Here is a 25,669-nt window from a genome sequence, read left to right on the forward strand (position 1 = left end):
ATTCCGCCAAAAAATATGTTGCAGGCATCGAGTTTTAACGCATACCCCAATGCACATTCATTGGAATCAGTCGCGGCCGCGCCGCGCCATGGCGTCCAGCGCGGCTTTCAGGGCCGCATTGCGGGGTGAGCTTTCCAGCGTGTCGGCCAGCATCGCCAGCGCCGAGCGTGCCTGCTGCGGCAGCGTCAATTGCTTGACCGGCTGGGATTTTTTCAGGGCCGGCAAAAACAGTACTTTGAGGCGGATTGCATCCACCTGCCAGCCCCGCTTGAGCAGAATACCCTGCAATTTCGGCAATTGTTGCTTGAGTTTTGCCGCCAGCGCGGCATTCGGCGTCGACAGCACCAGTTGGCCGGATTCGAATTGCAATATCGCACAGGCGTCGAACATTGCCGGCAGCGCCGCCGCGCAATCGGCTTGCAGTGCCGCCATCCTGGTGACGGCCGGCATCAGCGCCGCCATCTTGTCGTGCGCCCGCAAAAAGTCCAGTGCATCTTGCGGCGTGCGCGCCGGCAGCGCCCCGCGGGCGCTGCGCTGATAAGGGGAGTAGGAGGGAGAACGCATGCGTGAAACCTTACCATATCCGCGCCGGCAAGGCGGCTGCACTACCGGGCAGATCCGGGTTCGGCGACAGTTTTCCTTCTGACGCAGGTGCAATCGACCATTGTTTCGGCCCGGTTTAGCCCAATATGCGGAAAATCGCATGCTAAAATTCAATGTTCGACATAGTCCGGCCCGATGCCAGCAGTCATGCAGTGTAAATGCGCAGTGCAGATGCATCGAGTCATTTTTCCGGCGCTTTTTTAGAATCCAAGTATGTCATTACTGACCCAGATTTTCGGCAGTCGCAACCAGCGCCTGCTCAAGCAATACAAAAAAACCGTCCGCGAGATCAATGCGCTGGAAGCGGAGATGGAAAAACTCTCGGATGCGCAACTGCAAGCCAAGACGCCGGCCTTCAAGCAGCGCATTGCGAACGGCGAAAAACTCGACGATCTGCTGCCGGAAGCGTTTGCGGTCTGCCGCGAAGCCAGCAAGCGGGTGCTAAAGATGCGCCATTTCGACGTGCAGCTGATCGGCGGCATGGTGATCCATCAGGGCAAGATTGCGGAAATGGGCACCGGCGAGGGCAAGACCCTGATGGCGACCCTGGCGTCCTACCTGAACGGCCTGGCCGGCAAGGGCGTGCACATCGTCACCGTCAACGATTATCTGGCGCAGCGCGATGCCGACAGCATGGGCCGGCTGTACGGCTGGCTCGGCCTGACGACCGGCGTCAACCTGTCGCAGATGGACCACGACAGCAAGCAGGCCGCCTATGCCGCGGATATCACGTACGGCACCAATAACGAATTCGGCTTCGATTACCTGCGCGACAACATGGTGTTCGAAGCATCAGAGCGGGTCCAGCGCGGCCTGCACTTCGCCATCGTCGATGAGGTCGATTCGATCCTGATCGATGAAGCGCGCACCCCGCTGATCATCTCGGGCCAGGCTGAAAACCACACCGATCTATACTACAAGATCAATGAACTGCCGAAACTCCTGACGCTGCAGATCGGTGAAGAAACGCCGGACGGCAAGGGCAAGGTGGAGGTGCCGGGCGATTACACCAAGGACGAGAAGGCGCACCAGGTTCTGCTGACCGAAGCCGGCCACGAGAAGGCCGAGCAGATCCTGACCGAAATGGGGCTGCTGGCAGAAGGTGGCTCGCTCTACGACGCCACCCATATTTCGCTGGTGCACCATCTGTATGCAGCATTGCGCGCTCATGCGCTGTATTTCAAGGACCAGCATTACGTGGTGCAGAACGGCGAAGTCGTCATCGTCGATGAATTCACCGGCCGCATGATGACCGGCCGGCGCTGGTCCGACGGCTTGCACCAGGCGGTGGAAGCCAAGGAAGGGGTGCAGATCCAGAACGAAAACCAGACCCTGGCCTCGATCACGTTCCAGAATTACTTCCGCATGTACGGCAAGCTGGCCGGCATGACCGGCACCGCCGATACCGAAGCCTACGAATTCCAGGAGATTTACGCACTGGAAACAGTGGTGATTCCGCAAAACAAGCCGAACCAGCGCAAGGACAAACAAGATCAGGTCTACAAGACTGCCGCCGAGAAATATCAGGCGATGCTGAAGGACATTCAGGATTGCTATGGGCGCGGTCAGCCGGTGCTGGTCGGCACCACTTCGATTGAGAACTCCGAATTGCTGTCCGGCATTCTGGATCAGGCCAAGTTGCCGCACAATGTGCTCAACGCCAAGCAGCATGCGCGCGAAGCCGAGATCATCGCCCAGGCCGGCAGCCCGAAAGCGATCACGATCGCCACCAACATGGCCGGCCGCGGCACCGATATCGTACTCGGCGGCAACGTCGAAAACGCGATTCAAACCATCGAAGCCGATCCTGCCATAGCCGATACCGACAAACAGGCGCGCGCGCTAGTGTTGCGCAGTGGCTGGCAGGCGTTGCACGACCAGGTGGTGGCGGCCGGAGGCCTGCACATCATCGGCACCGAGCGCCATGAATCGCGGCGGGTCGACAACCAGCTGCGCGGCCGAGCCGGCCGCCAAGGCGACCCCGGTTCCTCGCGTTTTTACCTGTCGCTGGACGATGCGCTGCTGCGCATTTTCGCTGGCGACCGGGTGCGCGCCATCATGGACCGACTGAAGATGCCGGAAGGCGAACCGATCGAGGCCGGCATCGTGTCGCGCTCGATCGAGTCGGCGCAGCGCAAGGTCGAGGCGCGCAACTTCGACATCCGCAAGCAATTGCTGGAATACGACGACGTCGCCAACGATCAGCGCAAGGTAATCTACGCCCAGCGCAACGAATTGCTGGAATCGGATGATGTGTCGGAAATGATTGCGTCCTTGCGCAAAGGCGTGTTTACCGACCTGTTCCGCGCCTTTGTGCCGGCCGAGTCAATGGAAGAACAGTGGGATATTCCGGGCTTGCAAGCGGTGCTGGCCGACGAATGGCAACTGGATTTGCCGCTGGCGCAGATGCTGGAAGCCGAACCTAACCTGACCGACGAAGAATTACTGCAGCGCACGCTGCAGGCTGCCAGCGCGTCCTACGATGCCAAGATCGCCATCGTCGGCCGGGAATCGTTCGCCGGTTTCGAGCGCAGCGTGATGCTGCAAAGCGTCGACTCGCACTGGCGCGAACACTTGGCCGCGCTGGATCATCTGCGTCAGGGCATTCACCTGCGCGGCTATGCGCAAAAGAATCCGAAGCAGGAATACAAGCGCGAAGCGTTCGAATTGTTCGGCCAGATGCTCGATCTGATCAAGAACGACGTGACCCGGGTCATCATGACGGTGCGCATCCAGTCGCGCGAGGAAATCGATGCGGCGGAACAGGACCTGGCCCAGTCGCATGTCGAGAACGTGCATTATCAGCATGCGGATTTCGATGCCGATGCGGCGCCGGAGGATTTGCTGGCGCCCACTGCACAGCAGCCGAACGTGAACGCGGTGGCGAAGGTCGGCCGCAACGATCCATGTCCTTGCGGCAGCGGCAAGAAATACAAGCAGTGCCACGGCAAGCTGGCGTAAGCGGCTCTGGCTGTTGCGCATAAAAAGACGGGCTTGCCCGTCTTTTTTATTGCCGCCCCCCGGTTCGGCTGCAGGACGGCATTGCTGCATTGTCCTTGGCGGCAGAACGATTACAATACGCTCTTCGTCTACCGCTAGAGTACTCACAACATGGCCGTCAATTCCCCTCTTCCGCTCGCCGCCAATCTCAAGCCGGTGCCCGGCATCCTGCTCGGGCATGCCGAAGCGGGCGTGAAAAAACCCAACCGCAAGGATTTGCTGGTACTGCTTTTGCCCGACAGCGCCACGGTGGCCGGCGTCTTCACCACCAACCGCTTCTGCGCGGCGCCGGTGCAAGTCTCGAAGGCCCATCTGGCAGCGGCGGCGCAATCCGGCCGCCGCATCCGCGCACTGGTGATCAACACCGGCAACGCCAATGCCGGCACCGGCGCGCCCGGCCTGGCCGACGCCAACGCCACCTGCGCGGCGCTGGCTAATCTGCTGGGCTGCGAGCCGAGCCAGATCCTGCCGTTTTCCACCGGCGTGATCCTGGAGCCGCTGCCGGTCGGGCGCATCGTGGCTGGCCTGCCGCAAGCCATCAGTAATCTGGCGCAAGACAACTGGTTCAATGCGGCCGCAGCGATCATGACCACCGACACCCAGCCCAAGGCGGCCTCGCGCAGCGTGGTGATCGATGGCGTAGCCATCACCCTGACCGGCATCAGCAAGGGCGCCGGTATGATCAAGCCGAACATGGCAACCATGCTGGGCTTTCTGGCCTGCGATGCGAAGGTGGCGCAGCCGGTGCTCGACCATCTGGTCAAGCAGGTCGCCGATACCTCGTTCAACTGCATCACCATCGACGGCGACACCTCGACCAACGACTCGTTCATGCTGATCGCCAGCGGCACTGCGGCGCTGGAAATCAACGATATCGGCTCCAGCGCCTATGCGGCACTGGCGCAGGCGGTGACCGGCCTGGCGCAAGAACTGGCGCAGGCGATCGTGCGCGATGGCGAAGGCGCGACCAAATTCATGACGATCACGGTCGAGCAGGGCAAGAGCGGCGAGGAGTGCCGCAAGATCGCCTACTCGATCGCCCATTCGCCGCTGGTCAAGACTGCTTTCTTCGCGTCCGATCCGAACCTGGGCCGGATCCTGGCCGCGATCGGTTACGCCGGCATCGACGACCTCGATGTCAGCCAGCTGAACCTGTATCTGGACGATGTCTGGGTCGCCAAGAATGGCGGCCGCAATCCTGACTATCAGGAGCAGGACGGCCAGCGCGTGATGCAGCAAAGCGAGATCACGGTGCGCGTCACGCTGGCGCGCGGCGCAGCCAGCGCCACGGTCTGGACCTGCGACCTGTCGCACGACTACGTGACCATCAACGCCGATTACCGCTCTTAATACTTGACGATCCGGGCCCGGCGCGCCGGGCCCCACTGCATCCATCCATGACCCAACTCGACCAGTTTCTGATCCGCGCCGAAAGCTTGCTGGCGCGCCTGGAAGCCATCCTGCCGCCGCCGGCGCACGCCACCGACTGGGCCCGCGCCAGCGCGTTCCGCTGGCGCAAGCGCCCCGGCCAGGGCATCGGCTTCCTGCAGCCGGTGGGCCATATCGCGCCCATCGACTTGAACGACCTGCACAACATCGGGCCGCAAAAGCAGCAGATCGAGCAGAACACCCGGCAATTCGTGCAGGGCCGGCCGGCCAACAACGTGCTGCTGACCGGCGCCCGCGGCACCGGCAAGTCGTCGCTGATCAAGGCTTGCCTGAACCGCTACGCGGCGCAGGGCTTGCGCCTGATCGAGGTCGACAAGGCCGACCTGGCCGACCTGCCGGATATCGTCGATCTGGTGGCCGGCCGGGCCGAGCGCTTCATCGTCTTTTGCGACGACCTCAGCTTCGAGGAGGGCGAAGGCGGCTACAAGGCGCTGAAAGTGGCGCTCGACGGCAGCATCGCCGCCCAATCCGACAACGTGCTGATTTACGCCACCTCGAACCGGCGCCACCTGCTGCCGGAACGCATGGCCGACAACGACAGCTACAGGCGCAGCGACGACGGCGACCTGCATCCGGGCGAGACGGTCGAGGAAAAGATTTCCCTGTCCGAGCGTTTCGGCCTGTGGGTATCGTTTTATCCGTTCAAGCAGGACGACTACCTGGACATCGTCGCACACTGGCTGGGTTCGTTCGGCTGCGATGCCGCGCAGATCGAAAGCGCCCGCGCCGATGCGCTGCGCTGGGCCCTGCAGCGCGGCTCGCGCTCCGGCCGGGTGGCTTGGCAGTTCGCCCGCGATCACGCAGGAAAAATGTAAAATCGTAGGGTATGCATGAAAATACAGGATATCCATCCGTATTCATTGCGGATTTCAAAATACAGCAATCAGTATTCATCAAGGATGGTTTAATGCCTGAATCCAGCCAGGTTCCGGTTGCAGTCGCAGTCGGGATTCTCATGCAGCCGAACGGCGATATTTTGCTGGCGCAACGCCCCCCCGGCAAGCCGTATGCCGGCTATTGGGAATTCCCGGGCGGCAAGGTCGAGCCGGGCGAATCCATTCTGGATGCACTCAAGCGCGAGTTCATCGAGGAACTGGGAATCGAAATCATCAGCGCCGAGCCCTGGTGCGGCGTCGAGCACGTCTATCCGCACGCCCATGTACGGCTGCATTTTTTTATCAGCCGCGCCTGGCGCGGCGCGCCGCAAAGCCTGGAAGGACAGGCGTTCGCCTGGCAGGGCAGCGTCGGCGTGGCGCCGCTGCTGCCGGCTACCGTCCCGCTGCTGGAATGGCTGGACCGGCTGCGTTACTCGGCCACGGCGTCGGCCACAGCGCCGATCACAACAGATAAGGAATAAGCGCGCCGGTTTTTTGGCGGTACGCGGCGTAGGCGGGAAAACGGGCCAGCAGCAGGCGTTCTTCACGCCGGATTTTGACGGCCAGCACACCGGCCAGCAGCGCCAGCAAGCCCCACTTCGCCATCGAACCGTACGCCAGGCAGGCGGCCAGGCTGCACAGCAGCACGCCCAGGTACATCGGGTGCCGGACATGGCGGTAAATGCCGCGCGTGACCAGTTCGCCGCCGCTTCTGGGTTCCGGCAGCACGCTGAGGGTACGGGCCGGCATCACGAGCAGCGCGGCAGCGGCTGCGATCAGGCCCAAGGCAAACAGTGCGATGCCGGCCATGGTGAGAGCGGGAGCATGGCTGGGCCAGGCGATCAGCACGATCAGCAGGAATTGCGCAGCAACCAGCAGGCGCGACATCAGGGCTGCAACTTGCCGTCGTCGTCGATATCCTCGGCAGGATCGACGGCGGGAATGACGTATTTCTCCGCGGCCCAGGCGCCCAGGTCGATTTGCTTGCAGCGCTCCGAGCAGAACGGGCGGAAACGGTTTTTTTCGGTCCATTCGAGCTTGCTGCCGCAAGTCGGACAATTTACAAAAGTAGTCATGTTCGATTCAGAAATTGCACAAAGTCAGCTCGAACGGCACGTCGCCTTCGAAATTTTTGGGTTTCACGCTGCCATCCTGGCAACCGAAGCGGATCCACAACATGTATTTATTGGCGGAAATTTCGGGGATGAAACCGAGCTCTTCGTCGATGACCAGACGCAGCATCTGGTATATCTTGCCCTGCAGCATTTGCTGGTAGGTGCCGGACTGCGCGATGATCTTGCTGGTGCTGCCGGATTGACGCAACAGCCGCAGCACCAGGCTCAGGGCCTCGAACAGCGGCAGCAAGGGCGCAAACCATTCGGAGATATCGTCAAACCGCTGCTGCGCCGGGCGCTGCTGCCAGGCGTAATACGAAGGCAAGTCGAACTCGCAGGCGCCGCCGGGGATGATGGTGCGGCCGCGAATGCTCATCAGCCACTCATTGTCGCGCACGTTTTGCCCAGTCCGGCCTTGCGCCGCCACCAGGGTCGCGCTGATGCGATCGAGTTCGAGCAGGATTTCATCGAGTCGCCGGCTTTCCACATTGGGATTGCTCTTGAAGCCGAGCAAGGTCTGCCTCTGGCGTTCCAGTTCTTGCAGCAGATCCGATTTCAGGTCGGCGCGGCCGGCCACTTCGAGCATTTCAAAAATGGTCGAAAGGGCAACGTGGTGTTGCAGCGCATGTTCCTGATGCAGGAAAAAAGTGAATTTTTCATACAGGTCCTCCAGCCGCAACAACGTGCGAATACGCTCGTTGAAAGGATATTCGTAAACAATCAAAGCGTATCCCGGTAAAGTTGTAGGGTTATATGATTCTGAACGATGCTGGCTTAAATTACAAACGTTGAGACATTTTAGCCGCCAGCGACAGATACAGCGCGTGCAACCGCTCGACCTGCGGCAACAGAGCGCCGGCGTCGGCATCATTGAGAATCACGTCGTCGGCCGCTGCCAGACGCGCCGCGCGTGTAGCCTGGCTGGCCATGATCGCGCGCACTTGCGCCTCGCTCAAGTTGTTGCGCTGGATGACGCGCTGGATTTGCAACGATTCCGGACAATCGATGACCAGCACCCGCGTCACCCGCCGGGCCCAGTCGCCGGACTCGACCAGCAGCGGCACCACCAGCATCAGATAGTCGCCCTGCGCCTGTTGCGCGGCGCGTTCGGTCTCGGCCCGTATCAGCGGATGCAGGATCGCTTCCAGCCGCTGTTTGGCGGCCGGGTCGGAAAATACCCGGTCGCGCATCGCGGCCCGATTCATCGCGCCGTCGGCGTCGATGAAGGCAGCGCCGAACTGGTCCCGGATCGCGCCGATGGCAGCACCGTCCGGCGCGCACAAACGGTGTGCAATCAGGTCGGTATCGACGACGGCTGCACCGCGGGCGGCGAACAGGTCGGCCACCGTACTCTTGCCGCTGCCAATGCCGCCGCTCAAACCGACTGAAAACGGATTTTTCATTAATTCCTCAATAGCAGGAAAAGCACTGCCGCAAAGTGTACGTCACAGGACAAGGAGAGTGCCGGAGAGTGCCGGAAGTTCCCGCATTTTCCATCAAAAATAAGGGGTATATTAAAAATATAGTGTATTTCCGCTAATTTTTAAACGGTATTAAAAAACACAGGGCCCTGTATTATTGTCTTCAAGACTGCATCTATTGATCCGGTTTCATACTTGTCCGTACCGCATCATCAGAGCAGAAAGCCGAGCGCATTTTCAGTAATGTATTTTCCATAGAGCAATGCAATCATGCCGGCAGCGGCCAGATAAGGCCCGAACGGAATCGGATTGTCGCGGCCGCGCCTGGTAAACACAATCAGGAAGATGCCGACGGCGGCCCCGACCACCGACGACAGCAGGATAATCGCCGGCAACATGCCCCAGCCCAGCCATGCGCCGAGCGCGGCCAGCAGCTTGAAGTCGCCGTAGCCCATGCCTTCCTTGCCGGTGGCGAACTTGAACAGCCAGTAAATCGCCCACAGGGCCAGATAGCCGGCGGCGGCGCCGATCACCGCGTCCGGCAACGGCACAAAGGTGCCGTTCAGGTTGACCAGCAGGCCGGCCCACAGCAGCGGCAGGGTCAGGTCGTCGGGCAGCAGCTGGGTATCGGCATCGATGAAGGTCATCGCAATCAGCAGATAGGCGAACAGCAGCGTCGACAGGCCCGCCAGGCCGCCGCCGAAACGCCATATCAGCAGCGCCGACAAGGCGCCGGTCAGCAATTCGATGACCGGATAGCGGGCTGAAATCGGCGCGTGACAGGATGCGCACTTGCCTCTTAGCACCAGATAACTGATGACCGGGATATTTTCCAGCGCGCCGATCCGGTGTCCGCAATGGGGGCAGGCCGAACGCGGCAGCATCAGGTCGAAGCGATCGGTGTGCGGCAGGTTCCGGCCGCTTTCGTGCGCCACGTAATTGTCCGATTCGCGCTGCATCATCTTCGGCATCCGATAGATGACCACATTCAGGAAACTGCCGATCAGCAGGCCGAACAGGCCGGCCAGCGCGGCGCCCAAAGCATTGCCGGGCGCCGTAAAAAAAGAAAATTCCGGCATTAGACCACCGACCCCAGCTTGAAGATCGGCAGGTACATGGCAATCACCAGACCGCCGATCAGCACGCCCAGAATCACCATGATCAACGGTTCCATCAGGCTGGAAAGCGAGGCCACAGCATCGTCGACCTCATCTTCGTAGAAATCGGCGACCTTGCCCAGCATCATGTCGAGCGAGCCGGATTCCTCGCCGATCGATACCATCTGCGTGACCATGTTCGGAAATACCTCGGAATTTTGCATCGCTGCGGTCAGGCTGGTGCCGGTGCTGACTTCGGTTTGGATTTTCCTGGTGGCATCCAGATACACCGCATTGCCGCAGGCGCCGCCGACCGAATCGAGCGACTCGACCAGCGGCACGCCGGCCGCGAACATGGTGGCCAGAGTGCGGGTCCAACGCGCGATGGTCGCCTTGCGGATCACTGCGCCGAAGACCGGCGCCTTCAGCAGCAGCCGGTCCATGCTCTGCTGCACCTTCAGCGAGCGCTTCCAGGATTGGAAGAACAGATACAGGCCGCCAAAAGTTATGCCGAAGATCAGATACCACCATTGCACGAAGAAATCCGAAATCGCCATCACGAACAGGGTCGGCGCCGGCAGGTCGGCGCCGAAGCTCTTGAAGACGTCCTTGAATGCCGGCACCACCCAGATCATGATCACCGCCGTGACCACGAAGGCGACCACCAGGATCGAGACCGGATAGAACATGGCCGACTTGATCTTGCCCTTGATGGCGATGGTTTTTTCCTTGTAGACCGCCAGCCGGGTCAGCAAGTCTTCCAGAATCCCGGCCTGTTCGCCGGCGCCCACCAGATTGCAGAACAGCGGGTCGAAATACAGTGGGAATTTGCGGAAGGCCTGATTCAGGCTCGATCCGGTTTCAACGTCGGCGCGGATGTCCTGCACCAATTTGGAAACCGACGGATTGGCGTGGCCCCGGGCGACGATGTCGAACGCCTGCAGCAGCGGCACGCCGGCCTTCATCATGGTGGCCAGTTGGCGGGTAAACAGCGTGATGTCCTTGTCGGTAATCCGCTTGCCGCTGCGGAAGTTCTTTTTCTTGATCTTGGTGACCAGAATGCCCTGGCGCCGTAACGTGACGCTGACCACCGCCTCGCCGCCGGCGCGCAATTCGCCGCGCACCGATTTGCCGGTCTTGTCCTTGCCTTCCCAGGCAAAGATCGCGTCCTTGTTCAGGCGCGCGCTGGCGTTGTTGCGTGATGCGGTTGCCATCTGCTGCCTCCTTGGTTATTCGTTGGTACAGCCGAGGACTTCTTCCAGGCTGGTCAAACCTTGCTTGACTTTGATCAGCCCCGACTGGCGCAGGGATCTGACCCCTTCCAGCGCGGCCTGGCGCTCTATGTCCGGGGCCGAGCCCTGGGCCAGGATGATGCGTTCGATTTCTTCCGAAATCGGCATGATCTGGTAGATCCCGACCCGGCCCTTGTAGCCGCTGCCGTTGCAGCGTTCGCAGCCGACCGGCTTGAACGGTTGCCAGCTGCCGTCCAGATCCGCTTCCTTGTAGCCGGCCTGCAGCAGCACTTCATCCAGGAAAGCGGCCGGCTGCTTGCAGTTGCACAGCCGGCGCGCCAGCCGCTGGGCGGTAATCAGGATCACCGAGGAGGCGATATTGAACGGCGCCACGCCCATGTTCATCAGCCGCGTCAGGGTCGATGGCGCATCGTTGGTATGCAGCGTGGAAAATACCATGTGGCCGGTTTGCGCCGCCTTGATCGCAATGTCGGCGGTTTCCAGATCGCGGATCTCGCCCACCATGATGACGTCCGGGTCCTGGCGCAGGAAGGATTTCAGGGCTGCGGCAAAAGTCAGGCCGGCCTTGTCGTTGACGTTGACCTGGTTGACTCCGGGCAGGTTGATCTCGGCCGGGTCTTCGGCGGTCGAGATGTTGATGCCGGGCTTGTTGATCACGTTCAGGCAAGTATACAGCGACACCGTCTTGCCGGAGCCGGTCGGGCCGGTCACCAGCACCATGCCATAAGGGCGCTGGATCGCATTGAGCAGGATTTCCTTCTGGTCCGCATCGTAGCCCAGCGCATCAATTCCCATCTGGGCCTGGCTCGGGTCGAGGATACGCATCACGATCTTCTCGCCGAACAGGGTCGGCAGCGTGCTGACCCGGAAATCGATCGCGCGCGTCTTGGAGATCACCAGCTTCATGCGGCCGTCCTGCGGTACCCGTTTTTCGGAAATGTCGAGCCTGGAAATGACCTTGATGCGCGAGGCCAGCTTTTCCTTGATCGATAGCGGCGGTTGCGCGACTTCACGCAAAATGCCATCGACGCGGAAGCGGATCCGGTAAAACTTTTCAAACGGCTCGAAGTGGATATCGGATGCACCCAGATTAATCCCGTCCAGCAATATTTTTTGCAGAAACTTGACGACCGGGGCGTCATCAACCTCGGTTCCGGCCGCATCGGTTGCAGCGACGGCGTCGTCCTCAACGAAGTTGATATCGAGATCGTCGCCGATCAATTCGTTCAGGTTTTGCTCGGCATTCTGCCCGAGTTGCTCCAGCAATTGCAGCAGCGCATCGTGCTGCACGATGACCGGTTCGACGATCAAGCCGGTCTGGAACTTGATCTGATCGAGCGCCTGCGTATTGCTTGGGTCCGAGAGCGCGACCGTGACCTTGTTGCCGCGCTTGGTCAGGGCGACTACGCGCTGACCCTGCATCAGCTTGGCATCGATGATTTTTTCCGGCAGCGCCGCGAGATCGAACGCCGACAGGTCAAGCGCCGGATAACCGTAGGTTTCGGAGCAGAACAGAGCCAGTGCGCGCTTCTCGATATGACCGCTCTGGAGCAGCGTATCGATGAAAAAGGATTTTTCAGACAGCGCGTTCTTGTTCAGGGCCTCGGCTTGCGAGGTCGACAAATGTCCCGCTTGCACCAGTGCCCTGGCCAATCCTGACATCGGGAGGGGGGCTATGCTGTTGGGAGAGGCTGCAGCCATAAATGATTCAGTCGGAAAATAACGCAAAAAGACGCAGGAACGCCGTTAGATAATGCCTCCAAGCATCCCGCTTGTAAAGCCTTGCCAGGGCGGAGTCGATTTTTCGGCCTCATCCGGCCCTGCCTTGCCAAGAACTCATGTTTTGCCGCTAGCGCGGCTTTTTGGCATGCGGCGTATCAGTTTGACCACCTTGATTGCCTGATTCTGGACCTGGACGATTTCAATGATGCACTTTGGGAATTTGACGCTGACATTCGCCTCCGGTATATCCTGCAACAGTTCCAGCAGCAAGCCGTTGAGCGTCTTCGGCCCGTCCAGCGGCAGTTCCAGCCCGAGCCGCTTGTTGATGTCGCGCAGCGCGGTGGCGCCATCCAGCAGGCATTCGCCCTGCTCGTCCCACCTGAAGTTGTCGGCACGGGCGGCGCCCGGGGTCGAGGTGGTGAATTCGCCGATCATTTCTTCAATGATGTCTTCCAGCGTCACCAGGCCCTGCACTTCGCCGTACTCATCGACGATGATGCCGAGGCGCTCGTGGTTTTCCTGGAAATACTGCAGCTGGGTAAATACGCCGGTATCTTGCGGGATGAAATAAGGCTCGGTCAGCAGCGCGCGGAAGTGCTCCACCGTCAGCTCCTGCTCCTGACTGAGCAGGGCCACCGCCTTGCGCATGTGCAGGATACCCACGATCTTGTTGATTTCGCCTTCGTAGACCGGCAGCTTGTTGTGATAGCAGGTCACCAGCTGGTGCTTGATCTCGTCTACCGGAACCGACAGGTTCAGGGCTTCGATCTGGGCTCGTGGCGTCATTACGTCTTCAACCGAAATGGTCTCCAGGTCGAACAGGTTGAGCAGGATGCTCTTGTGTTTCTGCGGGATGAAATTGCCGCCCTCCAGCACGATCGAGCGCAATTCGTCCGGCGACAGCCGCTGCTCTTCCGCGTTGGCGCCGGTCTTGATGCGAAACAGTTTCAGTAGTCCTGAAACGAACAGATTGACGAACCAGAGCACAGGCTTGCCGACAGCGATCAGAATTTTGAGGATGAAGCTGGCCGGCAGAATGATGCGCTCAGGGTAAGTCGCGCCGATTACCTTGGGGACGATCTCGGCGAAGATGATCAGCAGGAAAGCCACCACGCCGGTGGCGATGGTGATTACCTTGTCGTCATTGCCGAAGGCGGTAATCGCCATCGCGGTCACCAGTGCGGTCACCAGCGCATTGATGACGGTATTGCCGATCAGGATCAGCGAGAGCACCTTGTCGATGCGCTCCAGCAGCCATAGCGTGGTGCCGGCAAGCTTGCTGCCGCGTTTGGCCAGATGACGCAATCGATGGCGGTTGGCCGCCATCAGGGACGTTTCGGAAATGGAAAAAAAGGCGGAGCAAAGTATTAAAAGAGCGAGCGCAAGCAACTGCACCCAGAGGGGAACGGAATTCAATGGTTTGCCGTTAAAAAGGATTGCACAAGAAAACCGTCCGATAACCTGGTCGGGGTGAGAGGATTCGAACCTCCGGCCTCTACGTCCCGAACGTAGCGCTCTACCAGGCTAAGCTACACCCCGATTGCGATGCAGGCAGAATCTTCGTCGTTTCAGTGATTGCGCTTGACTGCAAAGCTGCATAATTCTAGCAAAGAATTCTTGAATCGACTATCGGGCCATGGCGCCAGCGCCGCTGCAGCCTTGGCGGCGGCCTGCTGCGCCTGGCCGGTGGTGTATTCGAGCGCGCCGGAAGTGGTGATGGCAGCCAGTATCTGATCGAAATGCTGTTCATCGCCGTTTTCGATGCAGGCGCGCACCAGTTCGCGCTGCGCCGGCGTCCCATGTTGCATCAGGTAAATCAACGGCAGCGTCGGCTTGCCCTCGCGCAGGTCGTCGCCGACGTTCTTGCCGATTTCGGCCGCATTGCCGGAGTAGTCCAGCACGTCGTCGATCAGCTGGAAAGCGGTGCCCAGCGAGCGGCCGTATTCGGCGGCGGCTTCGATGTCGGCCTCCGTGGCGCCGGCGACCCGCGCTCCCAATTGCGCCGCCGCCTCGAACAATTTGGCGGTCTTGGAGCGGATGACCTGCAAATAGCGTTCTTCGGTCACATCCGAATCATGCATGTTGAGCAATTGCAGCACTTCGCCCTCGGCCAGCACGTTGGTGGCGTCGGCCAGGATGCGCATGACCTGGATGTCGTCGACCGCGACCATCATCTGAAAGGCGCGCGAATGCAGGAAGTCGCCGACCAATACCGAGGCCGCATTGCCGAATAGCGCATTGGCGGTTTTCCGTCCGCGCCGCATTGAGGATTCGTCGACCACGTCGTCGTGCAGCAGGGTGGCGGTGTGGATCAGTTCGACCACCGCAGCCAGCTCGTGGTGATGGGCGCCGGCATAGCCGTGGGCCTTTGCCACCAGCAAGACCAGGTACGGGCGGATGCGCTTGCCGCCGGCGCTGATGATGTATTGTGCGATCTGGTTGATCAGCGGGACGGTGGAATGCAGACGCGTGCGGATCACCTGATTGACGGCTTCCATGTCGGCGCTGATGGCTTGAAGCGGGTTGCTGCTGGCGGTGAGATCGGTTGCGGTAGACAAGGTGGCGCCTGTAAAAAATCATCGATTGCGGGAATTATACGATGACAATATCGTGCTGTTGTGATCGGCTTCGGCTATCGGGCATGCGGAGGATTGCCGGCAGGGAGTCGCGACGACTTTCCGCAGGGCACCTCAAGCAGCCATCTTCATCTGGAGTATCGTTATTTTCCAGCATCTTGCGCAGACATTCATTGCGCAACCAAAAAATACAAATCCCAGTATAGTGAAAATAGCGCAAGCTTTTGGCGCCTGCGCGGCCAGATGAAGTCGATCGAAACCGCATTATGAAGGGAGGCCAGCGAAACAGCCGATCAGCGGCATCGGACTCGGCACGACAAAACTTGCCATGGCGGAGATTGGCCGATTTCTTGACCTGTGCGGCGCAAAAGTCACCGCATCCGATGACATCGGCCACCTTGCGGCAACCGCTCCGCGCCCGAAATTCATCAATAAAAACATGGGAGTATATTTAAAAATACTTATTTTTCACACTATTTCATTGCGATGTATAAAAATACACATCTTAGTATAATTGCACTCCAAGGCCTCGATGGAAAGCTGGAAACGTTCTCACAGCAGCTTCCAGGAGATCGTTTCGCCGCCGTTCAAGGGCACGATGCTGGCGTCGCCCAGCGGCAATTCGGCCGGCAACTGCCAGTCTGCACGCTGCAAGGTGACCGTTGCGGCATTCCGCGGCAGACCGTAAAACGCCGGGCCGTAAAAGCTGGCGAACGCCTCCAGCTGGTCGAGCGCGCCGGCCTGGTCGAACGCGTGCGCGTACAGTTCCATCGCGTGCAAGGCGGTGTAGCAGCCGGCGCAGCCGCAGGCGTTTTCCTTCAAGCCCTTCGGATGCGGCGCCGAATCGGTGCCGAGGAAGAAGCGCGGATTGCCGCTGACGGCCGCAGCCACCAGCGCCTGGCGATGGGTTTCGCGCTTGAGCACCGGCAGGCAGTAATAGTGCGGGCGGATGCCGCCCTTGAAGATTTCGTTGCGGTTGTACAGCAGGTGATGGGCGGTGATGGTGGCGGCGACCGGGCCGCCCGCTTCACTCACATACTGCGCGGCATCCCTGGTGGTGATGTGCTCGAGCACGACCTTCAGTTCCGGCAGCGCCTGGCGCAGCGGCTGCAGCACTCGCTCGATGAAGACCGCTTCGCGGTCGAAAATGTCGATTTCGGGATCGGTCACCTCGCCATGCACCAGCAGCGGCATGCCGGCTTCCTGCATCGCTTCCAGCGTTTTATGACACTTGGCCAGATCGGTCACGCCGGCATCCGAATTGGTGGTGGCGCCGGCCGGATACAGCTTGACCGCATGGATGAAGCCGGACTCCTTGGCGCGGCGGATTTCATCCGGCGGCGTATTGTCGGTCAGGTACAGCGTCATCAGCGGCTCGAAGGCCATGCCGGCCGGCAAAGCGGCCAGGATGCGCGCGCGGTAGGCCTGAGCCAGGGCGACGGTGGTGACCGGCGGCTTCAGGTTCGGCATCACGATCGCGCGGCCGAACTGGCGCGCGCTGTGCGGCAGCACCGAGGCCAGCGCCGCGCCGTCGCGCAGGTGCAGGTGCCAGTCGTCGGGGCGGGTGATGGTAAGGGTATTGATCGGTGTGGTCGGCATGGCGGCTCTTTCGGTGGATTGCCGCCATTTTACCTTTCTACAGGATCAGGATCACCCGATAATCGTTGACATTGGTGCGGGTCGGCCCGGTGACGACCAGGTCGCCCAGCCCGGAAAAATAACCGTAGGAGTCATGCGCCGCCAGCATTGCCGCAGCACTGATGCCCAGCGCCGCGGCGCGCGCCGGCGTGTCCGGCGTCAGCACCGCGCCGGCGTTATCCTCGCTGCCGTCGATGCCGTCGGTGTCGGCCGCCAGCGCATATACATCGGGCATGCCATCGAGTTCCAGCGCCAGCGACAGCAGGAATTCGGCGCAGCGCCCGCCACGGCCGCCTTCATTGCCGCCCATGGTGACCGTGCATTCGCCGCCGGAGATCAGGGCCACCGGCGGGCGGAACGGCTGCTGATGGTCGCGGATTTCGCGCACCAGCGCCGCATATACCTTGGCGACCTCCGATGCTTCGCCGGTGACGGTGTCGCCCAGCACCACCGGCGCGATGCCGCGTTCGCGGAAAAATCCGGCCGCCGCCTGCAAGCTCTGGTGCGCAGTGGCGATCACGGTATTGCAAACATGCGCCAGCACCGCACTGCCCGGCTTGGGCGTTTCAGCGACCGCACCGCGCGCGCCCGCCTGCAAATGCGCCAGCACGCTGGCCGGCGCGCTGACCGCATGGCGGCCGAGGATATCGAGCGCGTCCTGATACGTGCTGGCATCGCAACAGGTCGGGCCGGATGCAATCGCGCTCGGATCGTCGCCGGTCACGTCGCTGATTATCAGGGCGGTGACCGGCGCCCGGCAGGCTGCCGCCAGCCGTCCGCCCTGAATCTGCGACAGGTGCTTGCGCACCACGTTCATCGCTGCAATCGGCGCGCCGGAACGCAGCAAGGCTCTGGTCACCGCCTTCAAGTCCGCCATCGGCACCGCGGCGACCGGCAGCGACAGCAGGCTGGAACCGCCGCCGGAGATCAGCGCGATCAAACGGTCGGCCGGCGTCAGCGCGCGCACCTGCGCCAGGATCTCCGCCGCCGCGCACTCCCCCGCGGCATCCGGCACCGGATGGCCGGCCTCGATCACGCGGATGCGCCCGGCCGGCATGCCGTGCGCATAGCGCGTGACGACCACGCCCGCCAGCGGCGCAGCGGCCGGCCACGCCAGCTCGACCGCGCGCGCCATGCTGGCGGCAGCCTTGCCGGCGCCGACCACCAGCGTGCGGCCTGACGGCAGCGGCGGCAAAAATCCCGCAACGATACCCAGCGGATCGGCGGCGGCAACCGCTGCGTGGAAACTGTCGGTCAGGAGTTGGCGCGGGTTCATGGCATTGGATTCATCGAAATGGGGCAAGCCGCCATTTTGCCAGCAATACGCTGTTCGCCCAACCGCCGTTGCCGGCTGCCGTATATGGCCAGAATTCAATGCAAATCAATATCATCGCCGACTTTTACCCCTAAGTTGAAGCAACGCAGCGCGTATCGCCGGCAGACAGGAAACGGCTTTATCAAAACACCGAAAATCTGCCGGACTTGGGTGAGGTGCGAAACATGGCTTATCCTGGCGTTTCCATCGGGGCCGCATGGCTCTTGGCTTTGGCGGTGCCGATTGCAGTGCTCGATAGCCCGGGACGGGATGCCAGGACGGCCACCGATGAGGGCATCCGCTTCTCCTGCCGCTCGCACCAGCTGCAAGCGATCGAATCCGGCATGGATGCCTATCTGGCCTCGCTGGAAATCGGCCCGGACCTGTTCGTGAAAAGGATCGATCGGATCGGGGGCGTCGCGGTATACACCCTGAATACCCCCGGGGAGGACAGCAACACACGCGACCTTCAGGCCCGTCCCGGGCTGCAGATCCGGGACGATATCGTCAGCCTCCCCGCGCAATACGGGAAACAGAGGCGCATCCAAACCGTTTCGAAAAAAGAAATCGTGCTGGCGCTGCTGCAGCATGGTCGCTTGACCGAATTCACAGGCGGCGCTTGCGACATCGAAGCCTTGAAAGATCATGTCGGGATCCGCCAGAACACCGTGGCCTGGGCGGAAAACTTGCAGTGGGCCTGGCCCGATGGCGGTTCGGCGCAGTGGAACAGAAAATACTGGAAGCGCGGCACCCCGGAGCCGGGGTACCCGCTGCATGAAGCCATGGACGATCTCTTCCTGCAGCAAAACCTGTATTCGATCGGTTGCTACACCGCGACCAAGCTGGTGGTGATACAGGGCGTACTGGATTATTACCGCCGCATCAAGCCGGATCCGGTGCGGCAGAACCTGCTGGAACAGCGGCTCTCCGTTGACAAGGAACCGCTGGCAGGGATAGAGCCCGGCAGAATGTGGCACTTCGAACAGGACTTCGATCCGCAGGAACTGTCCCGGCCCGGCAAGCTGGTGAAAATCCGCTACGGCGCCGCTGCCGGGAATTTCGTTCCCGGCGACTGGGTGTATTTTTTAAATACCGACCCGGCTTCCTATCAAAAAACCGGGTATGAGGGCTCCAACGCAATCTACCTGGGACGCAACAAATTCGATGATTACTATAACGACAACAATCACTCCTATACCTATGAGGAAAAACTCGATGAGGTATTCCAGTGGAGAAATGGCGTATTCAGCCGCTCCCGCGATTTTGCCCGGATACAGGCGCTTACCGCCGAAAATATCGCGCTGCTGGGCAGGGCCCCGGCCGCAGGCGGTCTCCTGACGGATATGCGGGTTGTTCCCTATTTTTTCGGATACGAGGAATTGCCGCCTTTGGCTGCGCGCTGATGCGCGGAATAACCCTGCCTGCCAATGGCAAGCAAACAGCCGCTTGCAGCGGCGAGCTGAAGCGGCTGTTTGCTGGTCTGCGGTCAAGTCAGTGAATGATTTTCGCCAGAAAGTCCGCGGCGCGTTCGGAGCGCTGGGTGTTGAAGAATTCGTCCTTGGTGCAGTCTTCGATGATGCGGCCCTGATCCATGAAGATCACGCGGTTCGCGACTTTCTTGGCGAAACCCATCTCGTGCGTGACCACCATCATGGTCATGCCTTCCTGCGCCAGGCCGACCATCACGTCCAGCACCTCGTTGATCATTTCCGGGTCGAGCGCCGAAGTCGGCTCGTCGAACAGCATCGCCATCGGGTCCATCGACAACGCGCGCGCAATCGCCACCCGCTGCTGCTGGCCGCCCGAAAGCTGGCCGGGGAACTTGTCCTTTTGTGCGATCAGGCCGACCCGGTCGAGATATTTAAAGCCGCGCTCACGCGCCTCTTCGAGGCTGCGTCCGAGTACCTTGGTTTGTCCGATGGTCAGGTTTTCGGTAATCGACATGTGTGGAAACAGCTCGAAGCTCTGGAATACCATGCCGATCTGCGAGCGCAGCTTGGACAAATTGGTCCTGGGGTCGCTGACCGAGACGCCGTTGACGGTGATTTCCCCCTTCTGAAACGGCTCCAGGCCGTTGACGGTCTTGATCAACGTCGATTTGCCGGAGCCGGACGGGCCGCACACCACCACCACATCGCCTTTGGCGACCGCGGTCGTGCAGTCGGTCAGAACCTGGAAATTGCCGTACCACTTGCTGACGTGTTTAAGTTCAATCATCTTGTTCTCCTAATTTTCTGAATGCGGTTCGCATGTCCGGGCCGGTCGCCGATTAACGGATAATCGCGACTTTTTCCTGCAGTTTCTTGACCAGCAGGGACAAGCCGAAGCTCATCGCGAAATACACCACGGCGACAAACAAATACATCTCGACCAGACGGCCGTCGCGCTGCGCGATTTTCGACGCCACGCTGACAAAATCCGGCACCGAGCCCAATACGTACACCAGCGATACGTCCTGGAACAGGACGATGGTCTGGGTCAGCAGGATCGGGATCATGTTGCGAAACGCCTGCGGCAGGACCACGTTGCCCATCATCTGCCAGTAATTCATGCCGATCGCATAACCGGCTGCCACCTGACCGCGCGGAATCGACTGGATCCCGGAGCGCATGATCTCGCAATAATAGGCGGCTTCGAACAGCACGAAAGTAATCAGCGCCGAGGAGAATGCGCCGACCCGAATCGGCTCGGACGCGCCGGTGACCCAGGCGCCGATGTACGGCACCAGAAAATAAAACCAGAAAATCACCAGGATCAGCGGAATCGAGCGGATCAGATTGACATAACTGGCGGCGACGAACCCGATCGCCTTGTTGTGCGACAGGCGCATCATCGCCAGCAGCGTGCCGAACACGATGCCGCCCAGCATCGCAAAGAAGGTCAGCGTCAGCGTAAACTTCATGCCGGTGGTAAACAGATACACCCAGGAACGCTGAATGACGTCAAAGTCGAAATTCGCCAACATGATCAGTGCCCTCCCGCGCCGCTACTGCTGGCGGCAATGAACCCCGGTACCGCGGTCCTGCTTTCGAGCCAGCGCGCCAGCAGCAGCGCAATCGCCGACACGAAGATGTAGATGACGGTCGCCGCAGTGAGCGACTCGAAGGTCTGAAAAGTGAATTCGCGCATCGAATAGGTCGCCGCCGTCAATTCCACCAGGCCGATGGTCAGCGCCACCGAGCTGTTCTTGATGATCGCCGCAAATTCATTGGTCAGCGCCGGGATGATGATGCGAAACGACATCGGCAACAATACATAGCGATAGGTTTGCGCCAGAGTCAGGCCGAGCGCGGTTCCCGCCATCCGCTGCCCGCGCGGCAGCGCGTTGATGCCGGTCGAGACCTGGATCGCGACCCGCGCCGAGGTAAAGAATCCGAGCGCCAGGAAGGCGGTGATGAAGGATGCGTTCGGCAGCGACTTGAGCCAGTTGCCCGCACTGGCCGGCACCAGTTCCGGCATCACGAAATACCACAGGAACATCTGCACGATCAGCGGGATATTGCGAAACAGTTCGATATAGGCGTTCGACAGGCGCACCAGCCACTTGTTTGGCATGGTGCGTACGGTGCCGACCACGGTGCCGATGACCAGCGCCATGATCCAGGCGCTGACGGCGGTGGCCACCGTCCATTGCAGGCCGGCCAGCAGCGTATCCATGTAGGTATGCACGCCGTCGGGAGATTCCTGCCAGTAGATGCTCCAGTTCCAGGGGTAATGCATTGTGTATCTCCTCTTCGGTGGGAGTGGCCCCGGAATTATTGCGGCGCCATCAGGGTTTCAGGGCGTGACCCCATCCCACATTAAAACAAAAATGGGAGGCTTGCGCCTCCCATTTCCTGGTAAGGAAAAAAATTATTTTTTCTTGGAAGATTGCTTTTGCGCTTCCGGTACGGCGGCGTAGGCAGCAGGATCAGGAGAATCGGTCGGTTTGGCAAACGCCGCCTTCAATTCCGCACTCATCGGCACATTCAGGTTGATGCCTTTAGGCGGGATCGGAGACAGGAACCATTTGGCATAGATCTTGTTGATTTCGCCCGATTTGTAGACGTGCGTCAATGCGGCATCTACCGCCTTCTTGAACTCGGGATCGTCGCGGCGCTCGATGATGCCATACGGCTCGACCGACAGCGCTTCGCTGGTGATCGTGTAATCGTTAGGCGCCTTGGAACTGGCAGCCAGCGAGAACAGCAGGATGTCATCCATCGAAAATGCAACGGCACGGCCGGTTTCCACCATCAAGAATGCCTCGGCGTGGTCCTTGGCGGCGAGGATATTCATGCCCAGATTGCGTTCGCCATTCAATATGGTGATTTGCTTGAGCATCGAAGTGCCGGAAGTCGAGACGATGGTCTTGCCCTTCATGTCGGCCAGCGTCTTGATATTGGATGATTTTTTGGCCAGCAGGCGGTTGGCGGTAATGAACATGGTCGGAGCGAAAGCCACGACTTTCTGGCGCTCGGCATTATTGGTCGCGGAGTCGCAGGACAGATCGATGGTGCCATTCGTGATCAGCGGGATCCGGGTAGCGGACGTGACCGGAACCATCTTGACGTTGAGCGAAGTCATGCCGAGCTGCTTCTGGACCGCGGTGGCCGCTTTCATGCACAAGTCGATCGAATAACCCTGGTAGGACTGCTTGTCGTCGAGATAGGAAAATGGAATCGAAGAGTCGCGCACACCCAACGTGATAGTGCCGGTATCCTTGATTTTCTTGAGCGTACCGGTCAGCTCCGCAGCCTGAACCGCACCTGCGAACAGGCCGGCGCCGATGAGAGCGACGACACATTTCGACATTGTATGAATTTGCATAAACCTGACTCCTTGAAAATACTTCAGTGATATGGATAACACCTGATTTCTCAGCATCTGCGCGCTGATGGCGTGATTGGATAACTCCCGCGAGAGCCTCTTCGCTGGCGGAGATATTTCAGCCATCGACGGAGATGAAACCAGTGGCATGATAGATGCCCGACGCACGATGTGCAACACGCGTTCATCATGCTGCCGGCCCGCAAGGAAAACTTATGCCGAATCAAAAACGATGTATATAAGGGTTAACACGTAGAAAGATTATCCCGCGCGCAGCGCGGGATAATCTTTCCCGAAATACCCGGCAACGCCAGGCCTATGCCTATGCTTATGGATATAACCCGCGCACCTCGCGCGCCTGCAGCACGCGGGTGCAGGCGACGATGAAGGCGGCAGTACGGAACGACGTCTTGTGCTCCTCCGCCACATGCCAGATCGAATTGAACGCTTCGCGCATGATGCGGGTCAGGCGCTGGTTGATTTCATCTTCGCTCCAGAAGAAGCTGGAGAAATCCTGCACCCACTCGAAATAGCTGACGGTTACGCCGCCGGCGTTGGCGATCACGTCCGGCACGATCAGTACGCCCTTGTCATGCAGGATATCGTCGGCTTCCGGCGTGGTTGGGCCGTTGGCGCCTTCCAGGATGATCTTGGCGCGAATCCGATGCGCATTCCCGGCATTGATCTGCTGCTCCAGCGCAGCCGGTATCAGGATGTCGCAATTGACGCCCCAGAACTGTTCGCTGGTGAGCACCGCTTCTGCCGCAAAACCGGCGACGCTGCCATTGGCTTCCACGTGCGCCAGCAGCGCCGGCACGTCCAGGCCGCCTTCTGAATATACAGTTGCAACATGATCCTGCACCGCCACCACCTTGGCGCCGGCTTCCGCGAACAGTCGTGCCGCAGTGCCGCCGACGTTGCCGAAACCCTGCACTGCAATCCGCGAGCCCTTGATTTCCATGCCGCGCTTGATGGCAGCCTCGCAGCCGACCACATACACGCCGCGCCCGGTGGCTTCGCGCCGGCCCAGGCTGCCGCCGAGCGAAATCGGCTTGCCGGTCACCACACCGGTTGCGGTGCCGCCCACGTTCATCGAGTAGGTGTCCATCATCCACGCCATGGTTTGCTCGTTGGTGTTGACGTCGGGTGCCGGAATATCCTTGTTGGGGCCGATGATAATGCCGATTTCGCTGGTGTAGCGACGCGTCATGCGCTGCAACTCGCCCTTGGAAAGCGTCTTCGGATCGACCCGGATGCCGCCCTTGGCGCCACCGTAAGGAACGTTTACCGCCGCATTCTTGACCGTCATCCAGGCCGACAGCGCCATCACTTCAGACAGCGTCACGTCCTGATGGAAACGCACCCCGCCCTTGCCTGGGCCGCGCGACAGATTATGCTGGACCCGATAGCCCTCGAAGTGGGCGACGGTACCGTCGTCGCGCTCGATCGGCACATCGACGATCAGAATTCGCTTCGGGCGCTTGAGGGTTTCCACCCAACGGCTGAGGTGACCGAGATACGGCGTAACCCGATCGATTTGTTCGAGGTACACGCCCCAGGGGCCTAAATGACTGTGATCGAGATACGATGGAATAACGTGATTGCTGGACATGGTATGAACGCTCCTTGAATGTTTTGGCGCCGGCTTGCAAGCAAAAGACTTGCGGCAGCCAAGGCGATACAGCATCCTAAAGGTGCGCTCCCTGCCCCGGCAAATGCTTTGTATGCATGTAACTATGCGTATGATGCATAGTTACAGACGAAGGACATGGTCAATTTCACGATCGCCCATATGCGGCCTGCAGCGCCTGACGCAGCCGGACATCAAGCCGGCTTGCGCTGCGATCGGGGCGGCATTTCCGACTGGCTGCGCCGTAGCAGATACTCCCACAGGCGCGCAACCAGCGGCTTGCCCGGATGCAGGCCGGAAGGACGCTCGCGGTACAGGCGGATCTCCATCTCGACTTCCCATTCGCCGCTGCCGCCATCGGCGCGCGCCAGGCGTTTTTCCTTTACCTCGCGCGTTACCGCCGATTCCGGCAAAAAAGCCAGGCCGCGCCCTTCCAGCGCCATCATCTTCAAGCCTTCCGCCATATCGGTTTCATAGCATTTATCCAGATGCAGGGCGGTTCTGGCATTGGCCAGAATCAGCTCCACCATGCGGCCGAAATAGGCATTGTCGGTATATGACAGAAACGGCAACGGCGCCGCGCTGCTGCCGGGCAATACGAATTTCGGCGCTGCCGTTCGCGCTGCCGTCTTCTCGCAGCGCGAATAGGCGCGCAACGATTCGCACCCCAGCGTCAGCATGTCGTAGCGGCTGGTGTCGAGTTGCAGCGGCTGCAGCGGATGGTGGTAGCAGATCAGCAAATCGCAGCCGCCTTCGACCAGCGTCATCACCGCATCGTGCACATTGAGCGCAATCAGGCGCGCGCTGATCTGGCCGAAGCCGGCTTCCAGCGCCATCATCCACTTCGGCATATAGGTCAGCGACAGGGTATGCGGCACCGCAAAATCGATCGTAGTCAGGGCCGCCTTGCGCTTGCCGCGCAGCAGCGCGCGGGCATTGTTGATCTGCCCCAGCACTTCCAGCGATTGCTCGTAAAATACCTCGCCGGCCGGCGTCAGCCGGGTCGGGTACGAGGTGCGGTCGATCAGATCGGTACCGAGCCACGATTCAAGCGACTGGATGCGGCGCGAAAATGCCGGTTGCGTGACGTGGCGCATTGCGGCGGAGCGGCTGAAACTGCCGGTCTCCGCCAGGGAAATGAAGTCCTCAAGCCATTTGGTATCCAT

Annotated in this window: 23 protein-coding genes and 1 tRNA gene; 5 read left to right on the forward strand and 19 right to left on the reverse strand. The window is 60.3% G+C overall.

The features are described 5' to 3' along the window. Nucleotides 1-66: 66 nt before the first annotated feature. Nucleotides 67-564, reverse strand: a complete 498-nt coding sequence (locus HMCN_RS0104785) for a hypothetical protein (RefSeq protein ID WP_025916305.1) — start codon at nucleotides 562-564, stop codon at nucleotides 67-69. A gap of 252 nt (nucleotides 565-816) precedes the next feature. Between HMCN_RS0104785 and secA the strand changes: the two genes are divergently transcribed. The 4 genes from secA to HMCN_RS0104805 all read left to right on the forward strand — a co-directional run bounded on the left by secA (nucleotide 817) and on the right by HMCN_RS0104805 (nucleotide 6,409). Next, nucleotides 817-3,564 (forward strand): preprotein translocase subunit SecA, encoded by a 2,748-nt coding sequence (gene secA, locus HMCN_RS0104790; protein ID WP_025916306.1) that lies wholly within the window; start codon nucleotides 817-819, stop codon nucleotides 3,562-3,564. 150 nt (nucleotides 3,565-3,714) lie between these two features. Beyond that, nucleotides 3,715-4,953 (forward strand): bifunctional glutamate N-acetyltransferase/amino-acid acetyltransferase ArgJ, encoded by a 1,239-nt coding sequence (gene argJ, locus HMCN_RS0104795; protein ID WP_025916307.1) that lies wholly within the window; start codon nucleotides 3,715-3,717, stop codon nucleotides 4,951-4,953. A 47-nt stretch (nucleotides 4,954-5,000) separates the two neighbouring features. Continuing rightward, complete coding sequence (locus HMCN_RS0104800; RefSeq protein WP_025916308.1) at nucleotides 5,001-5,867, forward strand: ATP-binding protein; 867 nt, start codon at nucleotides 5,001-5,003, stop codon at nucleotides 5,865-5,867. A gap of 92 nt (nucleotides 5,868-5,959) precedes the next feature. Beyond that, a complete protein-coding gene (locus tag HMCN_RS0104805; RefSeq protein WP_025916309.1) occupies nucleotides 5,960-6,409 on the forward strand; it encodes an NUDIX domain-containing protein in 450 nt (149 codons plus the stop codon). Here the strand turns inward: HMCN_RS0104805 and HMCN_RS0104810 are convergent. The 12 genes from HMCN_RS0104810 to HMCN_RS0104865 all read right to left on the reverse strand — a co-directional run bounded on the left by HMCN_RS0104810 (nucleotide 6,390) and on the right by HMCN_RS0104865 (nucleotide 18,025). After that, a complete protein-coding gene (locus HMCN_RS0104810) occupies nucleotides 6,390-6,815 on the reverse strand; it encodes an isoprenylcysteine carboxylmethyltransferase family protein (RefSeq protein ID WP_025916310.1) in 426 nt (141 codons plus the stop codon). The genes HMCN_RS0104805 and HMCN_RS0104810 overlap by 20 nt on opposite strands. Continuing rightward, the gene (locus HMCN_RS19525) at nucleotides 6,815-7,003 is read right to left on the reverse strand and encodes a DNA gyrase inhibitor YacG (RefSeq protein WP_025916311.1); all 189 of its coding nucleotides are present in this window, start codon (nucleotides 7,001-7,003) and stop codon (nucleotides 6,815-6,817) included. The genes HMCN_RS0104810 and HMCN_RS19525 overlap by 1 nt, the downstream gene beginning before the upstream one ends. A gap of 7 nt (nucleotides 7,004-7,010) precedes the next feature. After that, entirely contained in the window at nucleotides 7,011-7,766 is a 756-nt protein-coding gene (gene zapD, locus HMCN_RS0104820; RefSeq protein ID WP_025916312.1) for a cell division protein ZapD, read from the reverse strand. A gap of 55 nt (nucleotides 7,767-7,821) precedes the next feature. Continuing rightward, complete coding sequence (gene coaE, locus HMCN_RS0104825) at nucleotides 7,822-8,445, reverse strand: dephospho-CoA kinase (protein ID WP_035625836.1); 624 nt, start codon at nucleotides 8,443-8,445, stop codon at nucleotides 7,822-7,824. A gap of 230 nt (nucleotides 8,446-8,675) precedes the next feature. Further along, nucleotides 8,676-9,542 carry an A24 family peptidase gene (locus HMCN_RS0104830; protein WP_025916314.1) on the reverse strand — a complete coding sequence of 289 codons (867 nt, stop codon included), beginning with the start codon at nucleotides 9,540-9,542 and terminating at the stop codon, nucleotides 8,676-8,678. Next, a complete protein-coding gene (locus tag HMCN_RS0104835; protein WP_025916315.1) occupies nucleotides 9,542-10,774 on the reverse strand; it encodes a type II secretion system F family protein in 1,233 nt (410 codons plus the stop codon). The genes HMCN_RS0104830 and HMCN_RS0104835 overlap by 1 nt, the downstream gene beginning before the upstream one ends. A 15-nt stretch (nucleotides 10,775-10,789) precedes the next feature. Beyond that, nucleotides 10,790-12,514 carry a type IV-A pilus assembly ATPase PilB gene (gene pilB / locus HMCN_RS0104840; RefSeq protein ID WP_051566787.1) on the reverse strand — a complete coding sequence of 575 codons (1,725 nt, stop codon included), beginning with the start codon at nucleotides 12,512-12,514 and terminating at the stop codon, nucleotides 10,790-10,792. Nucleotides 12,515-12,649: 135 nt separating this feature from the next. Continuing rightward, nucleotides 12,650-13,951: an HlyC/CorC family transporter gene (locus HMCN_RS0104845; protein WP_025916317.1), complete on the reverse strand. Its 1,302-nt coding sequence runs from the start codon at nucleotides 13,949-13,951 to the stop codon at nucleotides 12,650-12,652. A 46-nt stretch (nucleotides 13,952-13,997) separates the two neighbouring features. Beyond that, a tRNA-Pro gene (locus HMCN_RS0104850) sits at nucleotides 13,998-14,074 on the reverse strand. Nucleotides 14,075-14,103: 29 nt separating this feature from the next. Beyond that, nucleotides 14,104-15,033 (reverse strand): polyprenyl synthetase family protein, encoded by a 930-nt coding sequence (locus HMCN_RS0104855; protein WP_051566790.1) that lies wholly within the window; start codon nucleotides 15,031-15,033, stop codon nucleotides 14,104-14,106. 630 nt (nucleotides 15,034-15,663) lie between these two features. Continuing rightward, on the reverse strand, nucleotides 15,664-16,710 hold the full coding sequence (gene pyrC / locus HMCN_RS0104860; RefSeq protein ID WP_025916319.1) for a dihydroorotase: 1,047 nt from the start codon (nucleotides 16,708-16,710) through the stop codon (nucleotides 15,664-15,666). Nucleotides 16,711-16,747: 37 nt separating this feature from the next. Beyond that, nucleotides 16,748-18,025 carry a glycerate kinase gene (locus tag HMCN_RS0104865; protein WP_035625862.1) on the reverse strand — a complete coding sequence of 426 codons (1,278 nt, stop codon included), beginning with the start codon at nucleotides 18,023-18,025 and terminating at the stop codon, nucleotides 16,748-16,750. Nucleotides 18,026-18,249: 224 nt separating this feature from the next. Between HMCN_RS0104865 and HMCN_RS0104870 the strand changes: the two genes are divergently transcribed. Continuing rightward, the gene (locus HMCN_RS0104870) at nucleotides 18,250-19,467 is read left to right on the forward strand and encodes a hypothetical protein (protein ID WP_025916321.1); all 1,218 of its coding nucleotides are present in this window, start codon (nucleotides 18,250-18,252) and stop codon (nucleotides 19,465-19,467) included. An 88-nt stretch (nucleotides 19,468-19,555) separates the two neighbouring features. Here HMCN_RS0104870 and HMCN_RS0104875 read toward each other — a convergent pair whose 3' ends face one another. From HMCN_RS0104875 to HMCN_RS17300, 6 genes are all read right to left on the reverse strand, one after another. Beyond that, entirely contained in the window at nucleotides 19,556-20,281 is a 726-nt protein-coding gene (locus tag HMCN_RS0104875; protein ID WP_025916322.1) for an amino acid ABC transporter ATP-binding protein, read from the reverse strand. A 52-nt stretch (nucleotides 20,282-20,333) separates the two neighbouring features. Further along, nucleotides 20,334-21,029 carry an amino acid ABC transporter permease gene (locus HMCN_RS0104880; RefSeq protein ID WP_025916323.1) on the reverse strand — a complete coding sequence of 232 codons (696 nt, stop codon included), beginning with the start codon at nucleotides 21,027-21,029 and terminating at the stop codon, nucleotides 20,334-20,336. Between the two features lie 2 nt (nucleotides 21,030-21,031). After that, nucleotides 21,032-21,784 carry an amino acid ABC transporter permease gene (locus tag HMCN_RS0104885; protein ID WP_025916324.1) on the reverse strand — a complete coding sequence of 251 codons (753 nt, stop codon included), beginning with the start codon at nucleotides 21,782-21,784 and terminating at the stop codon, nucleotides 21,032-21,034. A gap of 132 nt (nucleotides 21,785-21,916) precedes the next feature. Beyond that, nucleotides 21,917-22,858, reverse strand: coding sequence for an amino acid ABC transporter substrate-binding protein (locus HMCN_RS0104890; protein WP_025916325.1), 942 nt, complete (start codon nucleotides 22,856-22,858; stop codon nucleotides 21,917-21,919). 343 nt (nucleotides 22,859-23,201) lie between these two features. Then, nucleotides 23,202-24,485 carry a Glu/Leu/Phe/Val dehydrogenase gene (locus HMCN_RS0104895; protein WP_025916326.1) on the reverse strand — a complete coding sequence of 428 codons (1,284 nt, stop codon included), beginning with the start codon at nucleotides 24,483-24,485 and terminating at the stop codon, nucleotides 23,202-23,204. 212 nt (nucleotides 24,486-24,697) lie between these two features. Further along, complete coding sequence (locus tag HMCN_RS17300) at nucleotides 24,698-25,669, reverse strand: LysR family transcriptional regulator (protein WP_035625844.1); 972 nt, start codon at nucleotides 25,667-25,669, stop codon at nucleotides 24,698-24,700.

Origin of the sequence: Herminiimonas sp. CN, from assembly GCF_000622895.1 — a bacterium.
GTDB lineage: Bacteria > Pseudomonadota > Gammaproteobacteria > Burkholderiales > Burkholderiaceae_D > AVCC01.